Genomic DNA, 20,833 nt, shown 5'->3' with positions numbered 1-20,833 from the left:
GTTAGTCTTACTAAGATTGAAAACTGAAATATCTCTCAATTCTTCATCAATACTTTCCTCGACTTTTTGTAGAATTCATTCGCCTTATTAAACCGTTGCTGCTCGGTATATTCAATGAGTTGATCATAGCGTTTCTGCAAGTCCATTTGAGTATTCCAACCGATTTTAGCCAGGCAAATATAGCACAACCATGATGGCTTATGGTCAGCCTCGGTTAAGGTAAGGCTGCCGTTCATAAGGCATTTGAATTTATTGCAATGCTTCAAACCTAATGAATGTCCAATTTCATGGCTGGCAGTTTTTGCTAAGCGATTGAGGTACTGTCGCTGATAAACGGGTGTCATTTTAGCCGTCTTGTATCTGTACATGGAGAAAGTACTCAACTGTGTGTTTAAGCCGGCCTGTCCGAATACGTAATTCCATCCTTCTTTAGGGAAAAGGTCTTCGCTGGTGATGGCAGCATAGGCTATGGCTTCTTGAGGTTTGGTTTCTGGCAGGTATTCTTGCAGTAAAAATTGTGTGTGTATCTGTTCAATTCCATGATTGTTTCTTCTTGACGATTGAGGTGTAATTATAGAAGGTTGGATTTCTAAGAGTATAGTTTTTTGTCCAAAGAAGATTTGTAGGTAAAGCCTCAGATTTTCCAAAACGGAAATATCAACACTGTCAAAGGTTCCTATGGGCTGGAGGTATATTTTATGATGTAAAGAGTCTGGTTTATGAGGCGCTAACTGAACATATTCTTGAAAGGTCTGCCCGCTTTCATTTTGCTGGTAAAGCCACTCTCCTGGTTCTGGGGCGGGTAACGTGCTTTGCAAGTGTTTAAGCTTACCCAAGTCTTTGATAGCAATGGTTTTTGAGTTTTTAATTTTAGTTCTTTCCTCAGTTTTCTCTTGGCAGCCAATGAGAACGCATGTCATAGTTAATAGAATAAGATGGAATAGTTCCTTCATGCTTTTAATGTAATGATAAACTTAGACATAAGCTCAGGATTACCTTAATCTAATGTTCGTTTAACATTGGTAGGTGTAATGTCTTTCTCTCCTTCGTAGGTGTCTCCACCTACGAAACTTCAGGCCTGCGACTAGTCCTTTCAGCTTGTCATAGCCAAGGTTCCTTTACTTTTTTGCAATCGATCAAAAAAGTAACAAAAAAATCTTTCTTGCTGCAAGGTCTTCCGAGAGCGGTGTTATTTCATAGATATGGACTGCCACTAAGGACTTGAGATCAGCTTGTTTTTCAACATACTTAAACCACACGACTGAGCAGCAAGATTTGAAGACCACGATCGAGTCATCCTGAGCCCCGTCGAAGGGTCGAAGATCAGAGTCACTGAGCTGAAGAAGCAAGGGAGAATCGCAAGCAGTACCTCCCAAAGCGTCATTCCGGCCGCAGCGTAGCGGAGAGCCGGAATCTTGCTGTTCAGCCTCTGTAAACCGAATAGTAAGATTCCGGATATTCTTCCGCTACGCTACAGAATTCCGGAATGACGTTTGAGTGTGTTGCATGTCTAAGAATAGAAAAACAAGCGATGTACGAAACTAATCGTAGGCGTAAGATCAGCACTACCCGCTCCGCCTTCGTTGTGTGTTATCACCAACGAAACTGCAAGCTTTCAGTGTCTTCGACCTGATTATTGCCACTTCAAAATAAAACCAGCACTCCTTTCAATCACCAGTTCCGCTACTTCCTTATGCGGCGTGTGCTTTACATTGGGGATGATGAGGGAGCTGGCTTTGGTCCCAATTCCGGTTGTAGTGCGATATACTTGGTCTAGTGTGCCGTATTCATCATCTTCCCCCTGAATGATGAGGGCTGGACACTGAATATGTGGCAAGAATGTTTCTATATTCCATTCCCGGAAAAAGGGGCTGGTCCAGGTGTCAGCCCATGCCTTGAATAGCGGCTCAGTTTTGTCTCCGTGGTATTTATTGAGTTTAGATTTTAGGTCGGTGTCCTTATACAGTAAGATGGCCTCTAGGATTCCCGCAATGGTTATATCCTCTACCAAGATGTGGGCACCTTCAGTAATTATAGCTTTAATCTTCTCGGGGTATTTTCCTGCGGCAATCAGGGCGATGGAACCGCCATCGCTATGCCCAAAAAGGATGACATCCTTCAGTTGTAGGTAATTGATGAGGTTATTCAATAAGTCAGCCTCATCTTCCATGTAATTGATGGTACGATTATCATAGCTGAAGGGACAGGATTGTCCATAGCCTTGCCGATCATAAATGAGTACATTGCATTGTGTGGCTTCACCCAGCTTTTTAGGAAAGTCTCGCCATAGACGGATACAGCCGAGGGAATCATGAAGGAAAATTATAGTTGGCCTGTCTGGATAAGGTTGAATGAACTCAATGGCCAGTTGTTCTAACATTAAAGAATTACTCATACCCGTCAAACATACTTATTTTAGTTATCATAGTAAATGTCCAGGCAGTGATCTAAAGAATGACCTTCTTTATGCAGACATGCACAAAATTCTTCACACTTTGCAGGATCATTTGCTTCTGAGCATTGCGCGATACATTCTTTATAAGTGTTTCTGGGAAGCAATTCATGGATATTCAGCACTGTGAAGCCAACTATCAATACCGCGAGGGCAGTACCTGCAAAGAACTTAAATGGAAAGTGATTACTTAAAGGTTTGATCGGATTACCGAGTGCTTGATGTTTTTTAAATGGAAGAATATATTTCCATCTGTCATAATACCAGCACAGCACATATAAGTCCGCTAATACCATGAGAGGAGAAGAGATCAAGGAGCCATCAAAGCGTACCGAGAGTGATAAAATGCAGATGTTTAGTATGATAGGGAAGTAGATCATTGCTCCTAAAACCGCGGTCCGTGGTATCAAGAGCAAAATGGCAGCGGTCATTTGCATTATTCCTATGAAAGGGTAGTAGTAACCTGTATGAAACAGCGCTTCCAGATAATGGCCCATGGGGTGATTATTAGCTAAAGAGGTAAATCTCTCTCCATTGATCTTTACAAAGCCAGATGGAAGAAAACCTGCAGCCAAAGCAACTCTACAAAAAATGGAAAAATACCACATCCACCGATTATTCTTCGATTTGGCATGGATTTGATCTAGTTTGTCGCTGAGGTTCATACTGGTTTTGCTTTAATTTGATATACAGCAGAAGTCAATAATATGGACGTAAATGTGATAGATATCATGGATGCTATCAGATTGCCTATGATGAAACTCTTAAAATTGAAGAGTAAATAAATAATAGTGAAAGTGCAGGCGATCGTACAGGTGATCAGCCAATATTGAGCATTTGGAACATGCTCAGTAGGTTGTTCCGGAAGTTGTAAAAAACTAGCAAAGATAACTAAGCCCCCAATTAATGAACTGGCATGTTGCGCCAGCTTATAAAGCGGAAATGAAATATTGAATAAATCGATACTAAACTCTTCCAAGGACCAAAGATGGATGAAGAAACCATTGTGGTGAGTAAATGAATCCCATATTAAATGAGTGGCTGTGCCTATGACTATTGAGTACAGCACTATGAGCCAATGAGATATAAAGCATTTAGACCAATTGAAATCTAAAGATGTAATAAGCTTTCTTTTAACGAATGAAGGTAGATTATTGATGAACGAATTTCGAATCAAGCAATGAAAAGTAAATGCGATTACTATTGCCAGGGGTAGGTCAAACCAAAAGATGCCCAGAATGGTGTGGCTGTAATCGCTTATAACTTTGAATCTTAAAAAATACTCAAAATCCGGCACCATGCTTCCTATCACTAATCCGGTGGTGGAGAACCTTTTCTTGTTTCCAGTGATAAATGGAAGAATAGCAGCTGGGTGACATGCTGTGAATGGCATATTACTTTACCGCTATTTTATCTCCCAAAAACTTAGGCTGCTTATTTATTGCTATATCAAGCAGAACTTTTACACGCGCAAGGTATTCTCTAGCTTGTACTACCTGATTGTTATATCCTATGGCATCCTCTGCATTAAATGCGATAGTATTTAGCTCAAGGGCATTGGCTATGTACAGAGCCCTGCGGTTATGAAATTCTTGAGAAATGATGGTGAAGCTGTCTTGCTCGAATATTTCCTTCATTCTATGTATTGAATCTAGTGTTCTAAAACCTGCATAGTCAAGGTATATCCTGTTTGCAGGTATTCCTTTCTTAACTAATGCATCTTTCATGTCCTGTGGCTCATTGTAGTTGGTGCGGCTGTTGTCACCACTGATGACCAGGTAGTTTATTTTCCCAGCTTTAAAAATGGAGGCTGCGGCTTCTATCCTGTTTTTGAAGAAAGGGTTTGGGGCGCCTGATTTAAGTTTTTTAGAAGTTCCAAGAAGCAATCCTGCCTTTTTATAGGGCAACGAATCTAACTGAGTATAAAGCTGTCCTTGTGTCTGGCTATTGATATGATGCTTAGCGGCAAGGACGAGAATAATCATTGAAATAGACACACCAGTTATAATCAGGGTGAAGGTTCGAATATGACTCGCAACAAATATGATGAACTGAATTATTTTATTCTTCATTTTAAAAGTACTTTGAAATTCAAAGTTAATATTATCTTGTAATATTTCAAAATGCAATGGATTGCGCATGACGATGAGTGTTGAAAAAGTGCCACAGTTGAAGAAAATCACATTTTTTGTTAAAAAAAGGGTTTACTTATTACATCTAAATAGTATAGTTTCTGTAGAAATAAATTGTTGGTATCATGAAGAAGGATAGAGTTATTTTACTGTTTTTTATTGCAACTTTTCTCAACCACCCCTTAGTTTTTTCCCAAGTTCAATCAGATTCTACATCCACCTATGAGATGTCTCTTGAGGAGCTCATGAACATGCCTATTACTGTAGCATCTTCAGAAGCACTTTCTCCCAGGGAATCCCCAGGCATTGTGAGTCTAATCACAGCCGGTGATATTGCCAAAATGGGCGCCAGAGATCTGATAGATGTTTTAAGAACTGTACCAGGGTTTGAATTCGGTGTAGATGTATCAGGTGTAACTGGTATAGGTATTCGTGGAAACTGGGCTCATGAGGGCAAAGTTTTAATTCTTTTAGACGGTCATGAGATGAATGAAACTGCTTACGGCACCAGCCAGGTGGGTAATCACTTTCCTGTGGATCAGATTCAGAGGATTGAGATCATAAGAGGCCCAGGTTCAGCACTTTATGGTGGGTACGCCGAATTAGGAGTAATTAACATCATTAGTAAAAAGGCCGCTGATATTGGTGGAGTAGGCGTAGCTACCAGCTATGGACAAATGCAAAGCGATTTTGGTAGATCTAACGCAACCGTAATGGTAGGAAAAGAGATTGGCGACTTGGCTTTTGATGCTAAACTCACCACATCTAAGGCACTTAGAAGCAATAAAACTTATACAGACTTCTATGGAGGTACGTATGAAATGGCGGATAACTCCGAAATGAAAAATCTACATTTGAATGGAGGCTTGTCATATAAAAACCTATCAGTGAGATTGTTATATGAAGACTATGAGCTGCAACAGCGTGATTTATATGACGAGGCCATGATTGAGCCTGTGCAAATGCACTTCAAAACACAATCAATAGATGTAAAGTATGGTATCAATATTTCCGATAAGGTAAAATTGACTCCTCGAATTAATTATAAGAAGCAAAACCCTTGGTTAGCTAATAGCGACGCTGCTCTTAGGAATGAAGAAGCTGGTTTCTATAATTATTTTGACAATGACCTTACCAAGCTCACTGGAAACTTGACCTTGAATGTTGATTTTAGTCCATCGGCTCATTTGATCAGTGGTGTGGAGTACTATGAAGATAAAGGTAAGCTGAATGGTGCTACATATGAATTCAATAATTCTAATACCATTGATTTTAGTAATTTATCTGTCTTCAGTCAGGCTTTGTTTAAAACCAAAGTTGCCAATATCACCGTGGGAGCGAGATATAATAACCATGAGCAGTTCGGTAGTTCTTTCGTGCCGCGCGTAGGTGTAACTAAAGTGGTGAATAATTTTCATGCTAAGTTACTTCTGAGTCAGGCCTTTAGAGCACCAAGTATTCAAAATATAGATCCTAATCCGGAAATTAAGCCTGAGCAAACTTCTGTGATAGAGATAGAGGCAGGGTATAAGCTGAACGACAAAATGTTAGTAACAGCTAACCTTTTCAGAACCAGAATAGATGATCCTATTGTGTATTTTTATGATGTAGATACGGATGTTGAGGGGTATGATAATTTCGATAAAACCGGCACCCACGGTTTTGAAATAGAATATAAATATCAGGGTAAGGGAGTATCAGTAAATGTTAATTATTCATACTATAACTCTGCTGGCGAAAATGATATTGATTCTTATACAGTGCCGGGTAAAGATAATGTGTTGCTTGGCTTTGCTCAGAACAAATTTAATATGATGGGAAGTATCCATCTGTCAGATAATTTCACGGTAAACCCGTCAGTTACTTTCTTAGGTAAAAGATATGGGTACACTATGGTAGATGAAAACAAAGATTCAGTATTAGAAGAGTTTGATCCGGTGGTGTTTGTGAACCTTTATTTAAATTATAATAATCGGTTTACAAAGAATTTAAATCTCGGAGTAGGAGTAAATAACCTTACCAATAATGATTACGCTTATATACAACCATATAACAGTGGTCATGCTCCTTTACCAGCCAGATCTGCCGAATATGGCATAAAACTAAGCTATAAGCTAGGGTTTTAATTAATTGAAAGATCAAATTAAAAAGCCAGTGCCAGAAGTGGTGCTGGCCTTTTTAGTTGGTTGGGTTATTAACTGACCTGGGGGTTACACTTCTTCACCATAACCTTCTTCACTATAACCTTCTTCACCTTACTAACATTTCTCCGCTTCTTTCTCTCATGCAGCTCTTCATTGAGCTTTACCTTACGTTCGTTGAAAAGTTCCTGATCTAGTCCAACGGATCCAGCACATTCGCAGAGAAAGTTTAATAGATATATGAGAATTGTTACTCTGCTTGTTGTTATTGGGTTCGGGTTGTTGATGTCATGTAATGATGAATCATCTACCGGAGCCCAATTTTTTAATGGTACTTCATTTGAATTTACTTCTTGGGATACGCTCACTTTAGATATGTCCACCATAAAGCTGGACAGCATTACCACCAGCGCACCAGTTCAGCTCTTTCTGGGTAACTACGACCATGAAATCTATGGTAACATTCAGGCTGAGAGTTATGCTCAGATTACCCCGGCAGCGCAATATATTCTTGACGATGAGGATGTTGAATATGATTCTATTGTTGCTGTGATCAGGTACAATCAATATTTCCTGGGAGATACCACGCAAAACATCACGGTGATAATAGATGAGCTAGCTGAAGAGATTGAATACAATGAAGATGCTTCGGCCCTATATAATACCAGTAGTTTTAAGGTGAAAAGTGCGCTAGATCCTGAGGCAGTGTTGGGGACCAGAGAGATCAGCGCACAGCCTTTCACTCAGGATTCCGTGCAGGTCAGACTTTCTGATAACCTGGGACAAGAATGGTTTCAGCAGGCACTGCTGGCAGATAATATATTTTCTTCGTCAGAAGATTTTCTGGAGGTATTCAATGGAATTAAGATCAGCACAGCTAACGCGAACAGCATTCTCGGCTTTAGCCCAGATATAGAAATCAAACTTTATTATACGGATAACAGTGAATCACCTTCAGAACAGAAGTATATGAGTTTCACAAATACGCTATCCACAGAAATTACTTTTAATCACATAGAGGCTGACTACATCGGTACAGATCTTTTCACCTCAGATAATGAGGATAAAGACTATACAGAGATAGGTTCTGATAGCAGCGGGCAGTTGGCTTTTATGCAGCCAGGAATAGGCATGTATCTGCGGTTAGATATTCCTCATCTCAATAGTGTAATTGAAGACAACCCTGATATGCTTCTTGAAAGTGCTGTGCTTACCCTGCATCCGGTAAGTAATCAGTACCCATCGGATGATGATTTGCCTACTTCCATTACCGTATATTTTGTCAATGAGGACAATATCATTTTGCAAACCAATACCACCTCTATGACACTCACCCTGGACAGGGAGTACGACAGAAATACTGCATATCAGGTAGATATAAAGGAATTTATTGACTATCAGCTTTCGCTGGATGAGAACAATCAAAATGGTTTATTGCTGGCCATTAGCTCAGATGATGGTGTTGGGATGCACTATCTCACCGTGGGCGATCAGCAAAATGATGATTATCAGGCACAACTAAGTTTAAATATAATAAATCTTAAAAATGAGTAGACAGTTCAAATTGATACCAATTTTACTGATGGGGGCCATCAGCATGTATTTGTCAGGGTGTACTACTGATGACAGTACAAGCAGTTCGGAAGATGGTAACTGGATAAAGAAGAGCTCGCTGGATGGCAGCAAGCGTTCCGGCGCAGTGTCATTCGTGGTAGGGGGAAAAGCATATGTAGGGCTGGGCTTTGATGGTGATGATTACCTCACTGACTTCTGGTCCTACAGCGAAGCTAATGATGACTGGGTTCGGTTGGATAGCTTTCCTGGTAGTGGTAGGTCAGGAGCAGTGGCTTTTGCTATCGGTAATAAGGGGTATGTGGGTACCGGCTATAATAAGGATAACAAAGAGCTGGGTGACTTTTGGGAATATAACACGGAAACAGATACCTGGACTCAGATCAATGATTTTGGAGGGTCAGCAAGGGTGCGTGCAGTAGCTTTTGCTTATGATGGTAAAGGTTATGTGGGTACAGGTAATGACGGTGATAACTACCTGAAAGATTTTTGGGAGTATAATCCTTCTACCGGCGTTTGGACTGACATTGTAAGCATCAAGGGTGAAAAGCGTGAAGGAGCAGTAGCCTTAACCATTGACGATAGAGTATTTGTAGGCACAGGTACCAATAACGGTATTTACCAGACTGATTTCTTTGAATTTGCCCCTGGCACCGCTGATATCTGGATAAGAATGGAAGAGTTGGATGAAGATGATGATTACAATGTGGTTCGTCAATATGGTACAGCCTTCTCAGTCAATGGTTTAGGCTATATCACTACGGGCACCACAGGTTCTAATCTTACCTCTATCTGGGAATATGATCCTGTAAATGATTTGTGGGAAGAGCGTACCGCCTTTGAAGGATTGGGTCGCCAGGGTGCTGTTTCATTCACGATTAACGGAAGAGCTTTTGTAGGGCTTGGCACCAATAGCAGTCAGCGATTTGATGACCTATGGGAGTTCAAACCATTGGAAGAATACGATGAAGATCCATATGATTAATACGTGTTGGTTTAGGTTAGTCATGCCGATTGCTCTGGTATGTGTAGCTTACGCTGGCTGGGCTCAAAACTCCGCAGGTTCTACCTACTCCATATTTGGACTAGGTGAGTTACAGCAGCGTTCTACCATCCAGAGCAGGGGTATGGGCTTTACCTCTATTGGGCTAAGCAGTCCATACTGGGTAAACAGGGTAAACTACGCAGCTAACACTGAGGTTGGCGGTTATTACACTCACATTTTTGATGTGGGAGCCTATTATAGTAGCATTAACAGGACCACTGATGATGGCTCCGTGGGGTCAGTCTCAGATGGAGGCATATCTGACTTAAGTTTTTGGTTCAGGTTCAATAATAAATGGACAGGAATAGTAGGGGTGGAGCCCTTGAGTAAGGTGGGATATAATATCACGGTGAATGACATGCAGACTGTGCAGGGTCGTGATTATACGTTGAATTATGTAGGCTCTGGCGGCTTAAACGAGCTGTATTTTTCTCATGGTTATGAAATAATGAAAAACCTGACCTTGGGAGCTCGCTTCTCATTGATACTAGGTACACTGAAACATGAAGAAAATGCCATAAGTGGATCAACCAATTTATTTTCAGTAACTGAAAGCGTAGGAATAACGAAGATGAACGTAGATTTCGCCTTGAATTATAAGTTTGAAAGAGAGAAATACGCCATAAATCTGGGATTGATCTATGATGATAAAACTGACCTTTCGGGCAGTGTGAGCCAGCAGTTAGTCAATAATGCGGATGGGGAGCTAGTATATGATGAGTCTGAAACCATCAGTGCCTACCAACTACCGCAGAAAGTAGGAGCAGGCCTTTCATTTGTGAATAACAAATGGATTGTAGCTGCTGATGTGGAATATAAGCAGTGGAGCCAGGTGCAGATAGGTGATGTAGATGATTTGAACGACACCTGGCGCTATTCTTTTGGAGTAGATTTTACTCCCAACAGAATAGGGGAAGATTATATGGGGCGCATGAGTTATAGGTTGGGCTATTACACTGAAAATTCCTATTTGGACATTGATAATACAGCCTTCGACTCTTGGGGAATAACAGCAGGTTTGGGCCTTCCATTAAAATCTGATGGAGCCATTAATCTGGCGTATAATCGCAAGGTTAATGGCACTACAAGCAATCACTTGATTCAGGAAACAACGAATGAGATTAGCCTTGCTTTCTCAATCAGGAACCTGTGGTTTAACAAAGTGAAATACCATTAATAAGTAGTTGTGAAGTATCTCCCGAAAGTATTATCCCTATCCTTTCTTTCGGGAGTCTTCACATATTTTGTACATTTTGAAATGTAATCTTTTCTATAGCTTCTGATCTTCTACATTTCCCTCCCTTATCCGTGAATTTTAGGCCTACAACCAGTAAACTTGCAGAGAGAAAAGAAGAGAATCATGAAGAAGCGTTTTGTAGTACTATACCTTTTGGTGGGCCTTATCACAGCCTGTGGCTCTAAAAATGACACCCAAAAGCAGCGGTTTCTAATTAGAGGAAACGAAGCTTTAGATCAGCAGGATTACCGCGAAGCAACCCGCTTTTTTAAAGAGGCCATTAAAATTGATTCTTGTTACACTGCTGCCATTAATAACCTGGGTATAGTTCATTTTGAACAAGCACAATATACTCAGGCCATACAGCAGTACCAGCGGGCTATTCAATGCAACCCCCAATATTTAGATGCTTACATGAATCGTTCTAATGCTTTTTACGAATTGCATGAATACTATAGTGCCCTTGAAGACCTCAAATATGTGCAGTCGCAAATACCTGATTCAAGTACCGTATATTTCCGTAAAGGGCTGGTAAAGGCAAAGCTTAGACAATTTTCTGAAGCTCTTGACGAGTTCAATCAGGCACTTGCTTTGGATAGCAATAATGTGGAGACGTTGATCAACAGAGGGTCAGTTAAGTATTACATGGGGAATTTGGAGCAGGCGGAGGTTGATCTTCAGAAAGCCATAGACATAGATCCAAAACAATCTAATGCTTATAACTCATTGGCTTTGATAGAGCAGCAAAGAGGTGATTATGAAGAGGCGATGCAGCTGGTAAATACGGCGCTTAGCTACGAGTCATTACAACCTTACTTTTTGAATAATAGAGGCTTTATTTATTTGCAAATGGGAGACCTGGCCAAAGCCAAAAAGGATATAGATCAGAGCATTACTTTAGACTCTAAAAATGCCTGGGCCTACAGAAACAAAGGTTGGTATTATTATAAAACCGAACAATATGAGGAGGCTGTGAACCTACTCGAGCATGCGCTGAAACTTGATGAGTTTGTGGCTGATATTCATAGCTTTTATGGTCAGGCACTTTTGGCGGTTGGCGATAAAGTTAAAGCTTGCAGTGAATTTAAATTAGCCGCTGAAAATCAGGAAGATATACCGTCTGAGTTATTGAGTAACTGTCAGTAGCAAATCATAGAATTTATAGCTCTTTTACTTTAAAAGCTTTCTTGGAGGCACCACAAAAATGCTCATGTTATATACCATGGCAGCATTCAGTTTATTGTTCACCACAGTGTTAGCATTAAAGCCTGTTTCAGAAGAAAGGTCAAAGTTGATGTTGCTTCTCATACCTGTTTCAATGCCGAACCATAACCAGTCATGGATCTCTCTTTCCCAGCTAAGAAGAAACCTTACTTCGGACTTATTTAGATATAGAAGATCATCCTGACTTTCGTCTAATCTTACGCTGTAGTTAGAGCCGTTAAGTTCAGACTTTAGGTAGAAAAAGTTCTTTTGGTTGAGCGTGCTGTATCTCAGCTTGGCTTCGGCCGGCAGCACCATTTCCACACCCCACTGATTATTGAATGATTTGTTATAAGCAATTATGGGTAGAATAGACCTATTGCCCAGGCCATAGCTAAAAGCAAGACCAAAGGCATAAGAAACATAGTCATTCTTTTTCCAGCCTATTAGGGGAGAAATCGAGAACTTAAAAAACTCATGTTTTGCAAGATCAGATCCATAGTCACCGTTAAGGCCTCCGCTTATTCTTAGTAAATAGAACTTATTGGTTTTGGTAGGCTTTACCAGAAATAGCTCGCCTCTTATACTTCTCAAAGATCTGTTTTCCAGATTCTGATAAAAAGGATAGTTTAAACTCTCCGGGTTCTCAAAGTTATGTTCCTCAACAAAATACTTAAGACCAGCGGCCATTTTAAAGCCATCTTTCATAATGATGGGAGCCCGTACTTTAAATTCCCATCTTCTATTTCTTCTTAGCTCGGCACTGCTGTTTCCAAGCTCGTCACTTTCAGATTGAATACTATAATCTCTAACAATCTCACGTTTTATCACTATTCCCTTAGATCGTGGTAAGCCGATTACACTGGGCACACAAAAGGTAGAATCAGTACAGTTAACAATAGTTTCCTGGGCCAGCGCAGACGTGCAGAGCAGGCAAAAAAGAAATAAAAATTGAAATTTTGAGCGCATTAAAAAAATTTACAGTTACAAACGGTCGTTTTCATTCTTTGACCTAAGTTACAAACATCTTATTTTAGTCGATGTTTAGATGATGATGAAAAAGATATTTATAGTTCTAATAGCAGCGGCTATTACCTCGTGCAAATTTACTCCTTACAATGGTAATGATATTTATAATGAAAAAGCCATTCTTCCTGATGATGAGGCCCCGCACCTTAAAAACTCATTAGAGTGGTGGTATTTTACCGGCCATTTGAAAGATGTGGCTAGCTCTGATCAGTATGGAGTAGAGTATGTCATATTTCATTTCAACCCTAAAAATAAGAAAGATTATCTGATGAGTAACTTTGCTATTACTGATCCGCAGGGTAATACTTTTCATTATGATTATAAAATTGTAGGTCAGGATAATTTATTGGAGCCCAAGCTACCGTTAAACCTGGCTGTGGTGCATAAGGATATTGAGCACAGGCTTACAGGCCAAATGGGGAAGTATGCTATTGAAGCCAATATGCCAGATAACAATATTAAGCTGACCCTTGAAACCTCACCAGCAAAACCTATACTAATGCATAACGGCACTGGCTATGAGCAATATGGCGACTATGCACAGGCCGGTTATTACTCCTACCCACGACTCACCACCAAGGGTAAGTTATTTTTGCAAGGGCAGCCTGTAGAGCTGGAGGGAGAGCTGTGGTACGACAGACAGTGGAACTGTGTAGGCGTATGGCAGAAGCAAGTGGCCTGGGATTGGTTCTCTGTACAGCTGGATAATGGCGAGGAACTAATGCTATACCAACTTCATCATTTAGGGGATAACAAAAAGATTTTTGGAGGCACATACTACTCCTCTGATAACCGCCAGATAGAGATTAAAGAATCTGATATAGAAATTGAGCCTGAAACATTTTATACCAGCCCTAATTCAGGAACTACCTATCCTGTAAGTTGGAACATCAAGCTTAAATCATTAGACCTGGAGCTTTTTGTAAATGCTTTGGTCAATGATCAGGAACTCGCTTTAAGCTTCACACCATTTCACAAATTGTATTATTGGGAAGGCATGTGTTCAGTAGAGGGTACCCTTGACGGAGTAACTGTGTCAGGAGATTCTTATGTGGAGATGACTAATAGAGATGCCTTTGAGAAAAATTGATTTTCAACAGTTTATAGAGCGTATGGAAAGTCGCCTGGCAGAGCCACTGCCCGGTCAGAATGCTCAGAAACTAATGATGCCCGCAGAGAGTGTCGAACAGCGTTTTGATTTGGATAGGGACGATGCCCGGCTAGGTGGTGTTCTAATTCTCTTCTATGAAAATCAAGGGCAAATCATGATTCCTCTCACCCAACGTCATGATTATAAAGGTACCCACGGTGGCCAGGTGAGCTTACCCGGAGGCAAGTGGGAAGAGGCCGATTCAGATTTACAATCAACGGCACTAAGGGAGACGTTTGAAGAAATAGGTATAGCCCAATCCAAGGTTAATATTATTGGTAAATTGAGCGATCTCTATATTCCCGCCAGCAATTTTAAGGTAAGTCCGTTTGTAGGCTATATAAAGGAGAATCCCAGTTTTACTATTGATACCTACGAGGTGAAAGAATTGATAGAGGCAGAATTGTCAGCCTTGGTTGATAAAGATTACCATAAAGAAAAGAATATCACCGTTCAGCAAAGATTTCGATTAAAAGCACCTTATTTTGATGTTCAGGGGAAAGTGGTCTGGGGAGCCACGGCCATGATGCTGGCGGAGTTAATTACCATTGTTGAGGAAATCAGCAATTGAACGCTGCATTTGCAAAGCTGTTATAAAATGCCTTATTTCAAGGTTTTTCAATCTTATTGTACATAGCCTTTATGGAGAATCAACATCCTGAACCCTTTTTCACTAATGATGCCGTAGTGTTTGGAATACTTATGGTAATGCTGGCCGTTATATTTAAAACTTCTAGCAGTGATCATCCGGGTTGGAAAAAGTTTTATAAGGTGGTTCCCACAGTCATGCTATGTTATTTCCTGCCATCATTATTGAACACTTTCGGTTTGGTCGATGGTGAAGCGTCCAGAGTTTATTTTGTTGCCTCCCGATATCTATTGCCGGCCTGTTTGGTCCTGCTCACCTTGAGTATAGACCTTAAAGAAATCATAAAGCTAGGTCCTAAGGCCTTAATTATGTTTGCAGCGGCAACCATCGGAATCATAATAGGAGGACCACTGGCTATTTTGATAGTGTCTGCCATTAGTCCTGAGACCGTGGGTGGCATTGGTGCTGATGCGGTATGGCGAGGCATGAGTACCATTGCAGGTAGTTGGATAGGAGGCAGTGCTAACCAGGCGGCCATGTTTACACAGTGGGAGCCGTCAGCCGATCTTTATTCAATTAGCATTACTGTTGATATCATAGTAGCTGAAATAGTACTTGTGGCGCTTTTGCTTGGTGTTGCTAAAGAGAAAGAAATAAACAAATTTTTTAAAGCAGATAATAGACCTATTGAGTCATTAAAAACCAAAATGGAGGCCTACGCTGCCAGTATTGCCAGAAATCCTTCATTAGCCGATTATGTTGTCATACTGGGCATTGGTTTTGGAATCACTGGAGCCTCTCATTGGCTTAGCGATATTATAGCTCCATTCTTGGAACACAACTTTCCTCAGTTGGATAAATTTGGCCTCACTAGCAAATTTTTCTGGATTGTAGTCATAGCTACTACTGCAGGAATTATACTTTCATTTACAAGACTCAGACAGTATGAAGGTGCCGGTGCCTCTAAGATTGGTTCTCTGTTCATCTATATTTTGGTAGCCAGCATTGGTATGCAAATGAATGTGTTATCGATATTTGATAATTTAGGCTTCTTCTTTGTAGGGTTTATCTGGATGTCGATCCACGTCCTTATCCTTATCATCACCGCCAAAATAATCAAAGCACCTTACTTCTACCTGGCCGTAGGCAGCACCGCCAACGTAGGAGGAGCAGCATCTGCCCCAGTAGTAGCAGCCGCCTTTCATCCTTCACTAGCAACCGTTGGGGTATTACTAGCCGTATTAGGCTACGCCCTCGGCACCTACGGAGCCCTCTTCTGCACCATACTCATGCAGTATGCATCAGGTAATTGAGTAGATAGATGTGAGTAAATAGTATTGAGTATATAGATGTGAGTAAATAGTATTGAGTATATAGATGTGAGTATTGAGTAAATAGATTTGAGTGGATAGTAACTAGTAGTTGGTAGGTTTGAGCAGCGCGTGTAAAGTAATTAGCAGATAATGGTCTAATGTCTAATAAGTATTGCCATGTAGATACCGAATAACTCAATAACTCAATAACTCAATAATTCAATAACTCAATAACTCAATAACCAATAACCAATAACCAATAACCAATAACCAATTAACCAATTAACCAATAAACACAAAAAAAAAGGCCAACAGAATAATTGCTGACCTCCATATCATGTCTTAGGTTAATTTCTTACTTCTTAACCCAAGTTTCAGTTTCATCATAGAAGTTCACCCATGCGAACTCTGTTTCTGATTTTGATTTAATAGTATAGTCAAAAGAAATTCCTGCTTCTGTAATTTCAAAGGTTTTACCATTAAAGGTATATGTTGAAGAATAACTACCAGAATTACAGCCATTATCTGTACTTATTACAGGGAATTTGATTGATGATTCGCTAATTACTAGCACTGGAGGGTTATCAGGGCACTCCTTAAATTCTGAATCAGTTGAACCAGTTAATTCCCACGTTCCATAAAATTCACTCTGCTCAAAGCTAGGAGATTCATCGTCATCACCGCAGCTACCAAGTATTAAAGAAGAAGCAATTAAAGCTGATGCAAAAAGTATTTTTGAAATTTTCATAAATAAAAGATTAAAAAATATAATTGTTAAGTCTTTAGCTATATGCCTTTTGACCTTGCTGAGTAACCACCGATGAGTATAAAATTTATTTTATTGGAACAAATCACCATTAGATCACCACACCTGATCAGCCCCACAACAATATGCAGGTACCCAATAACCCAATAACCCAATAACCCAATAACCCAATAACCCAATAACCCAATAACCCAATAACCCAATAACCCAATAACCCAATAACCCAATAACCCAATAACCCAATAACCCACATATTCATAATTTAAATTTAATCTAAATAAGCTTTGACAAAAAGCGAGGTCCTATTATATTTGCCACTCTATTTAAAAACAATCTAAATAAAAATAACTTACTTATGTTAAAACGATTACTAGCCTTAGCCATATCAGCGGCGTTTTTGGTTTCATGTGGAGATGATGATGGGGGAACACCTTCTGTGAGCAGTGCGGATAAGCAAGAGGTGGTTGACAACTATGCAGACATTGTTTATGCTACTTATTCAGATGCTTTAAGCACAGCAGAAGATTTGGAAGATGCTATTGATGCTTTGATCGCTAATAGCTCTGAAGCTAATCTTACAGCGGCTAAAGAAGCTTGGTTAGAAGCACGTGAGCCTTACGGACAGTCTGAAGTTTTTCGTTTTTACGGTGGTCCTATAGATGATGAAGAAGGCCCTGAAGGTCAGCTAAATGCGTGGCCGTTAGACGAGGCTTTTATTGATTATGTAGAAGATGATGCTAACACCGGAATCATCCAAAATCCTGAAAATTTCCCAACCATAAATAAAGAGTTAATAGCTGCTCAAAATGAGAATGGTAGCGAAACTAACATCAGCTCAGGATATCATGCTATTGAGTTCTTGCTTTGGGGGCAGGATTTAAGCGAAGGTGCTGGTGGCGGTGAAAGACCTGCTACTGATTTTAATGAGGAGAACTGCACAGGCGGTAATTGCGACAGAAGAAACGATTATTTAAAAGCAGCAGTAGAATTATTGATTGATGACCTTCAGTTCTTGGTAGATCAGTGGGCTCCTAACGGAGAGTATAGAGTAGCATTCACTGCAGAAAGTAATGTAGATGATGCTATTGCTAACATTTTTGCAGGTATGGGAGAGCTTAGCGTAGGTGAGCTGGCAGGAGAGAGAATGACAGTAGCTTACGAAAACAAGAGTAAAGAAGATGAGCACTCTTGCTTCTCAGATAATACGCACAGAGATATAGTAACTAATGCTTTGGGTATCAAGAATGTATACTTCGGTGCTTATAAAAGAGTAGACGGAACTACCGTTTCTGGTCCTGGTTTAAATAGCCTGGTGGAGGTATTAGATGCTGATTTAAATGCTTCTTTAGAGGAAAATCTTGAGGCTTCTGTGGATGCTGCGGAGTTAATCGAAGCACCATTTGATCAGGAGTTCTTGAATGATGAAGGTAGAGTAAGAATTAAAACTACCATTGATCTTCTAAAAGCTCAAGGACCAAAAATCACCGAGGCAGCTGCACTTCTTTTATAAGAAGCGCGCAAAAAAGGAGATAAAATCCGATATTTGCAGCCGCTTTCGAAGAAGGTGGTAAAGCAGAAAGTTTAAAGTTATAAATATATCATATTGAGGTAGTTATGAATTGTGGCTACTTCAATATGATTTCTTTGGTTAAGATAAAACCTTATTTAAGGGTGTAAACATTTAATAAGGAATGAGTTTTCAAAGGTATCTATTAGGCCTGTTTTTAGTGAGTGTTATGGTCTCCTGTGGAGATAGTAACAATGAGGTAAGTATTTTGGAGGAAGGAGAGGAGTTTTCAGGGGGAGATGCTACCGTAGCTGATGTATCTGTAAACGCCTTTGGCCATGCGGCACCTAATCTACAAGGTGATCGTGACACGCAGTTCGTAGTCGGCAATTCATTCTTCAATCGAAACTGGGTTACAGCACCATCATCTACTGAAGATTTAGATGGCGTAGGCCCACTTTTTAATGCACGTTCGTGCTCTTCATGCCATTTCAAAGACGGCCGTGGCAGGCCTAAGCTCAACGCTGATGATAAAGACGAGTCTATGCTCTACAGACTCAGTATTTCTGGAACCACCAGTTTTGGTGGACCTATGCCAGAGCCGAACTACGGCACTCAGCTCAATCCACATGCTATTCTGGGGGTAGTTGCAGAAGGCGACATGGAAATTACTTATCAGGAAGTAGCTGGAACTTATGCAGATGGCAGCAGCTATTCATTGAGAAAGCCATATTATCAATTAAAAAATGGTGGTTATGGTGCTTTTGCTGCCGGCACCATGATTTCTCCAAGAACGGCCCCTCATATGGTAGGCCTCGGATTGTTAGCCTCTATTGATGAGAGCACCATTTTAGCCATGGCAGATCCCGATGATGTGAATAATGATGGCATCAGCGGTCGTGTTAATATGGTATGGGATTTTGAAGCTGAGAAACAAACTACAGGTCGTTTCGGATGGAAGGCTAATGTTCCCACCCTAAAACAACAAACAGCAGGGGCTTTCTTAGGCGACATTGGTATTACCTCATCTATGTTTACAGAACAAGACTGCATGGATAGCCAGACGGATTGCAAAGAGGCCGTAAGTGGAGGTTCTCCCGAGCTTAAAGAGAAAATATTAGAACAGGTTACACTCTACTCTGGTACACTGGCGGTGCCTAAAAGAAGAGATTGGGAAGACCCCGTGGTATTGCAAGGAAAGCAACTGTTCATTTCTGCTAACTGTAGCGCATGCCACACCATGAAAATACAAACAGGTTATAATGCCGATTTTCCAGAGTTTGCAGATCAAACCATTCGTCCATATACAGACATGTTGCTGCATGATATGGGTGAAGAGCTGGCTGATGGTCGACCGGATTTTCAGGCTTCAGGTAGTGAATGGAAAACGCCACCACTATGGGGCATCGGTCTTATAGAAGTGGTAAATGGGCATACACTTTACCTACACGATGGACGAGCCAGAAACCTCGATGAGGCCATATTGTGGCATGGAGGTGAAGGTGAAAAATCAAAACAGGCTTTTATTAAGATGGAAAAACAGGAGCGTGATGCCCTGGTAAAATACTTAAAATCTTTATGATGAATTATTTTAAAAGAGGATTATTAATGGTAGCGTTCTTAGGAGCGCTATTGACGTTTTCAGGGTGTGGAGACGAGAATAGTGATGAAACGGATAATTTTGATCGCTCTTTGCTACTAAGTCAGGCAAGTCTGGAGATAGTGACTGGCTATGAGGAGCTTGCCAATAACACCGCCTCATTGGAAAACTCAGTAACGGTGTTCGTAGCTACTCCAAATGAAGATAATCTTGTTTCTGTGCAGAATGCGTGGAAGGCAGCCAGAAAAAGCTATAAACAAGTAGAGTTATTTGACTTCGGTCCGGTAGAGCAGTTAGGCATCATGACTAGCTTTGATAGCTGGCCTACCAACAGCGCTAACATTGAGTCCACTCTATCAACTGATCAAACTATAGACGTGGATTACGTGAAAAACCTGGGAGCGTCAACTAAAGGTTTTCCTGCCATCGAATATTTAATATTTGCTGAAGAGCAGTCGAATGCTGAGCTGGTTGATGAATTCACCAATAACCAAAACAGAAAGGACTTCCTTGCTGCTCTGGCTACCAGTCTTAACAACATTGCTCAACAGGCTTTCCAGGCCTGGACTAGTGCAGGTAGCGACTATTCTGCTACTTTTATCATTGCCGATGGTAAAGATGTAGGAAGCTCAACTAATGTTCTGGCTAATAAATTTATTCAGCTCATAGAGGTGATTAAGAATAACAAAGTGGGTATTCCATTAGGAAAGAAAAGCATGGGAACACCATTACCTGAAAATGTTGAGTCTCCCAAGGCTAAAATCTCTTTAGACCTCATAGAAGTAAATCTCATTTCGCTACAAACAGTATTTACTGGTGGAAGCCAGCCCACTGATATGGGTTTTGACGACTATCTGAATGCTGTAGGTGCGCAGTACGATGGAGAGTCTTTGTCTGGAGTTATTGAAAATCAGATCGCCAAATGCCTTACTGATCTTGAGGCTATAAAATCTCCATTGAAAGAGGCCGTAAGTGATGAAGTAACTGAGGTTGATGCACTGTATAACGATTTGCAGCAGCTTACCATTTATGTGAAAACGGACATGATGTCTAGTCTAGGGCTATTAGTAACATTCTCAGATAACGACGGTGATTAA

The 20,833-nt window shown here is 40.5% G+C and carries 18 protein-coding genes; 11 read left to right on the top strand and 7 right to left on the bottom strand.

All coding sequences use genetic code 11. The features are described 5' to 3' along the window. Positions 1-35: 35 nt before the first annotated feature. From LVD16_RS18550 to LVD16_RS18530, 5 genes are all read right to left on the bottom strand, one after another. Positions 36-953, bottom strand: a complete 918-nt coding sequence (locus LVD16_RS18550; RefSeq protein WP_233769778.1) for an archaemetzincin — start codon at positions 951-953, stop codon at positions 36-38. Positions 954-1,633: 680 nt separating this feature from the next. Beyond that, entirely contained in the window at positions 1,634-2,395 is a 762-nt protein-coding gene (locus LVD16_RS18545; protein WP_233769777.1) for an alpha/beta fold hydrolase, read from the bottom strand. Between the two features lie 20 nt (positions 2,396-2,415). Beyond that, complete coding sequence (locus LVD16_RS18540; RefSeq protein WP_233769776.1) at positions 2,416-3,117, bottom strand: DoxX family protein; 702 nt, start codon at positions 3,115-3,117, stop codon at positions 2,416-2,418. Further along, positions 3,114-3,845 (bottom strand): DUF4184 family protein, encoded by a 732-nt coding sequence (locus tag LVD16_RS18535; RefSeq protein ID WP_233769775.1) that lies wholly within the window; start codon positions 3,843-3,845, stop codon positions 3,114-3,116. Before LVD16_RS18535 ends, LVD16_RS18540 begins: the two co-directional genes overlap by 4 nt. A 1-nt stretch (position 3,846) precedes the next feature. Next, positions 3,847-4,524 (bottom strand): SanA/YdcF family protein, encoded by a 678-nt coding sequence (locus LVD16_RS18530; RefSeq protein ID WP_233769774.1) that lies wholly within the window; start codon positions 4,522-4,524, stop codon positions 3,847-3,849. A 185-nt stretch (positions 4,525-4,709) separates the two neighbouring features. Between LVD16_RS18530 and LVD16_RS18525 the strand changes: the two genes are divergently transcribed. The 5 genes from LVD16_RS18525 (at position 4,710) to LVD16_RS18505 (ending at position 11,725) form a co-directional block, all read left to right on the top strand. After that, positions 4,710-6,710 (top strand): TonB-dependent receptor plug domain-containing protein, encoded by a 2,001-nt coding sequence (locus tag LVD16_RS18525; protein WP_233769773.1) that lies wholly within the window; start codon positions 4,710-4,712, stop codon positions 6,708-6,710. A gap of 255 nt (positions 6,711-6,965) precedes the next feature. Further along, positions 6,966-8,279 carry a DUF4270 family protein gene (locus LVD16_RS18520; protein ID WP_233769772.1) on the top strand — a complete coding sequence of 438 codons (1,314 nt, stop codon included), beginning with the start codon at positions 6,966-6,968 and terminating at the stop codon, positions 8,277-8,279. Continuing rightward, entirely contained in the window at positions 8,272-9,282 is a 1,011-nt protein-coding gene (locus LVD16_RS18515) for a Kelch repeat-containing protein (protein ID WP_233769771.1), read from the top strand. The genes LVD16_RS18520 and LVD16_RS18515 overlap by 8 nt, the downstream gene beginning before the upstream one ends. Before the next feature lie 22 nt (positions 9,283-9,304). After that, positions 9,305-10,519: a BamG family beta-barrel-assembly machinery protein gene (gene bamG / locus LVD16_RS18510; RefSeq protein WP_233769770.1), complete on the top strand. Its 1,215-nt coding sequence runs from the start codon at positions 9,305-9,307 to the stop codon at positions 10,517-10,519. Between the two features lie 183 nt (positions 10,520-10,702). Then, on the top strand, positions 10,703-11,725 hold the full coding sequence (locus LVD16_RS18505) for a tetratricopeptide repeat protein (RefSeq protein ID WP_233769769.1): 1,023 nt from the start codon (positions 10,703-10,705) through the stop codon (positions 11,723-11,725). 24 nt (positions 11,726-11,749) lie between these two features. On the opposite strand, the gene LVD16_RS18500 is transcribed toward LVD16_RS18505, so the two are convergent. After that, the gene (locus tag LVD16_RS18500; protein WP_233769768.1) at positions 11,750-12,751 is read right to left on the bottom strand and encodes a hypothetical protein; all 1,002 of its coding nucleotides are present in this window, start codon (positions 12,749-12,751) and stop codon (positions 11,750-11,752) included. Positions 12,752-12,830: 79 nt separating this feature from the next. Between LVD16_RS18500 and LVD16_RS18495 the strand changes: the two genes are divergently transcribed. The 3 genes from LVD16_RS18495 to LVD16_RS18485 all read left to right on the top strand — a co-directional run bounded on the left by LVD16_RS18495 (position 12,831) and on the right by LVD16_RS18485 (position 15,863). Next, positions 12,831-13,901, top strand: a complete 1,071-nt coding sequence (locus LVD16_RS18495) for a lipocalin-like domain-containing protein (protein ID WP_233769767.1) — start codon at positions 12,831-12,833, stop codon at positions 13,899-13,901. Next, positions 13,882-14,532 (top strand): NUDIX hydrolase, encoded by a 651-nt coding sequence (locus LVD16_RS18490; RefSeq protein ID WP_233769766.1) that lies wholly within the window; start codon positions 13,882-13,884, stop codon positions 14,530-14,532. The genes LVD16_RS18495 and LVD16_RS18490 overlap by 20 nt, the downstream gene beginning before the upstream one ends. 71 nt (positions 14,533-14,603) lie before the next feature. Continuing rightward, on the top strand, positions 14,604-15,863 hold the full coding sequence (locus LVD16_RS18485; protein WP_233769765.1) for a DUF819 family protein: 1,260 nt from the start codon (positions 14,604-14,606) through the stop codon (positions 15,861-15,863). Positions 15,864-16,218: 355 nt separating this feature from the next. On the opposite strand, the gene LVD16_RS18480 is transcribed toward LVD16_RS18485, so the two are convergent. Further along, on the bottom strand, positions 16,219-16,611 hold the full coding sequence (locus LVD16_RS18480; protein WP_233769764.1) for a hypothetical protein: 393 nt from the start codon (positions 16,609-16,611) through the stop codon (positions 16,219-16,221). Between the two features lie 373 nt (positions 16,612-16,984). Here LVD16_RS18480 and LVD16_RS18475 point away from each other — a divergent pair, with 373 nt between their 5' ends. From LVD16_RS18475 to LVD16_RS18465, 3 genes are all read left to right on the top strand, one after another. Next, positions 16,985-18,139: an imelysin family protein gene (locus LVD16_RS18475; RefSeq protein WP_233769763.1), complete on the top strand. Its 1,155-nt coding sequence runs from the start codon at positions 16,985-16,987 to the stop codon at positions 18,137-18,139. A gap of 181 nt (positions 18,140-18,320) precedes the next feature. Continuing rightward, entirely contained in the window at positions 18,321-19,718 is a 1,398-nt protein-coding gene (locus LVD16_RS18470) for a di-heme oxidoreductase family protein (protein WP_233769762.1), read from the top strand. After that, positions 19,715-20,833, top strand: coding sequence for an imelysin family protein (locus LVD16_RS18465; protein ID WP_233769761.1), 1,119 nt, complete (start codon positions 19,715-19,717; stop codon positions 20,831-20,833). Before LVD16_RS18470 ends, LVD16_RS18465 begins: the two co-directional genes overlap by 4 nt.

Origin of the sequence: Fulvivirga ligni (genome assembly GCF_021389935.1) — a bacterium.
In the GTDB taxonomy this organism is placed as follows: Bacteria; Bacteroidota; Bacteroidia; order Cytophagales; family Cyclobacteriaceae; genus Fulvivirga; species Fulvivirga ligni.
The sequence above is the reverse complement of the archived record's forward strand: the minus strand, read 5'-3'. Positions and strand labels throughout refer to the sequence as shown.

Excerpts from the sequence above, each read along its gene's own strand:
- LVD16_RS18505 (WP_233769769.1), top strand. The coding sequence starts at position 10,703 with ATGAAGAAGCGTTTTGTAGTACTATACCTTTTGGTGGGCCTTATCACA.
- LVD16_RS18495 (WP_233769767.1), top strand. The coding sequence starts at position 12,831 with ATGATGATGAAAAAGATATTTATAGTTCTAATAGCAGCGGCTATTACC.
- LVD16_RS18515 (WP_233769771.1), top strand. The coding sequence starts at position 8,272 with ATGAGTAGACAGTTCAAATTGATACCAATTTTACTGATGGGGGCCATC.
- LVD16_RS18475 (WP_233769763.1), top strand. The coding sequence starts at position 16,985 with ATGTTAAAACGATTACTAGCCTTAGCCATATCAGCGGCGTTTTTGGTT.
- bamG (WP_233769770.1), top strand. The coding sequence starts at position 9,305 with ATGCCGATTGCTCTGGTATGTGTAGCTTACGCTGGCTGGGCTCAAAAC.
- LVD16_RS18520 (WP_233769772.1), top strand. The coding sequence starts at position 6,966 with ATGAGAATTGTTACTCTGCTTGTTGTTATTGGGTTCGGGTTGTTGATG.
- LVD16_RS18550 (WP_233769778.1), bottom strand. The coding sequence starts at position 953 with ATGAAGGAACTATTCCATCTTATTCTATTAACTATGACATGCGTTCTC.
- LVD16_RS18525 (WP_233769773.1), top strand. The coding sequence starts at position 4,710 with ATGAAGAAGGATAGAGTTATTTTACTGTTTTTTATTGCAACTTTTCTC.
- LVD16_RS18490 (WP_233769766.1), top strand. The coding sequence starts at position 13,882 with ATGCCTTTGAGAAAAATTGATTTTCAACAGTTTATAGAGCGTATGGAA.
- LVD16_RS18535 (WP_233769775.1), bottom strand. The coding sequence starts at position 3,845 with ATGCCATTCACAGCATGTCACCCAGCTGCTATTCTTCCATTTATCACT.
- LVD16_RS18480 (WP_233769764.1), bottom strand. The coding sequence starts at position 16,611 with ATGAAAATTTCAAAAATACTTTTTGCATCAGCTTTAATTGCTTCTTCT.
- LVD16_RS18545 (WP_233769777.1), bottom strand. The coding sequence starts at position 2,395 with ATGAGTAATTCTTTAATGTTAGAACAACTGGCCATTGAGTTCATTCAA.
- LVD16_RS18500 (WP_233769768.1), bottom strand. The coding sequence starts at position 12,751 with ATGCGCTCAAAATTTCAATTTTTATTTCTTTTTTGCCTGCTCTGCACG.
- LVD16_RS18465 (WP_233769761.1), top strand. The coding sequence starts at position 19,715 with ATGATGAATTATTTTAAAAGAGGATTATTAATGGTAGCGTTCTTAGGA.
- LVD16_RS18470 (WP_233769762.1), top strand. The coding sequence starts at position 18,321 with ATGAGTTTTCAAAGGTATCTATTAGGCCTGTTTTTAGTGAGTGTTATG.
- LVD16_RS18540 (WP_233769776.1), bottom strand. The coding sequence starts at position 3,117 with ATGAACCTCAGCGACAAACTAGATCAAATCCATGCCAAATCGAAGAAT.
- LVD16_RS18530 (WP_233769774.1), bottom strand. The coding sequence starts at position 4,524 with ATGAAGAATAAAATAATTCAGTTCATCATATTTGTTGCGAGTCATATT.
- LVD16_RS18485 (WP_233769765.1), top strand. The coding sequence starts at position 14,604 with ATGGAGAATCAACATCCTGAACCCTTTTTCACTAATGATGCCGTAGTG.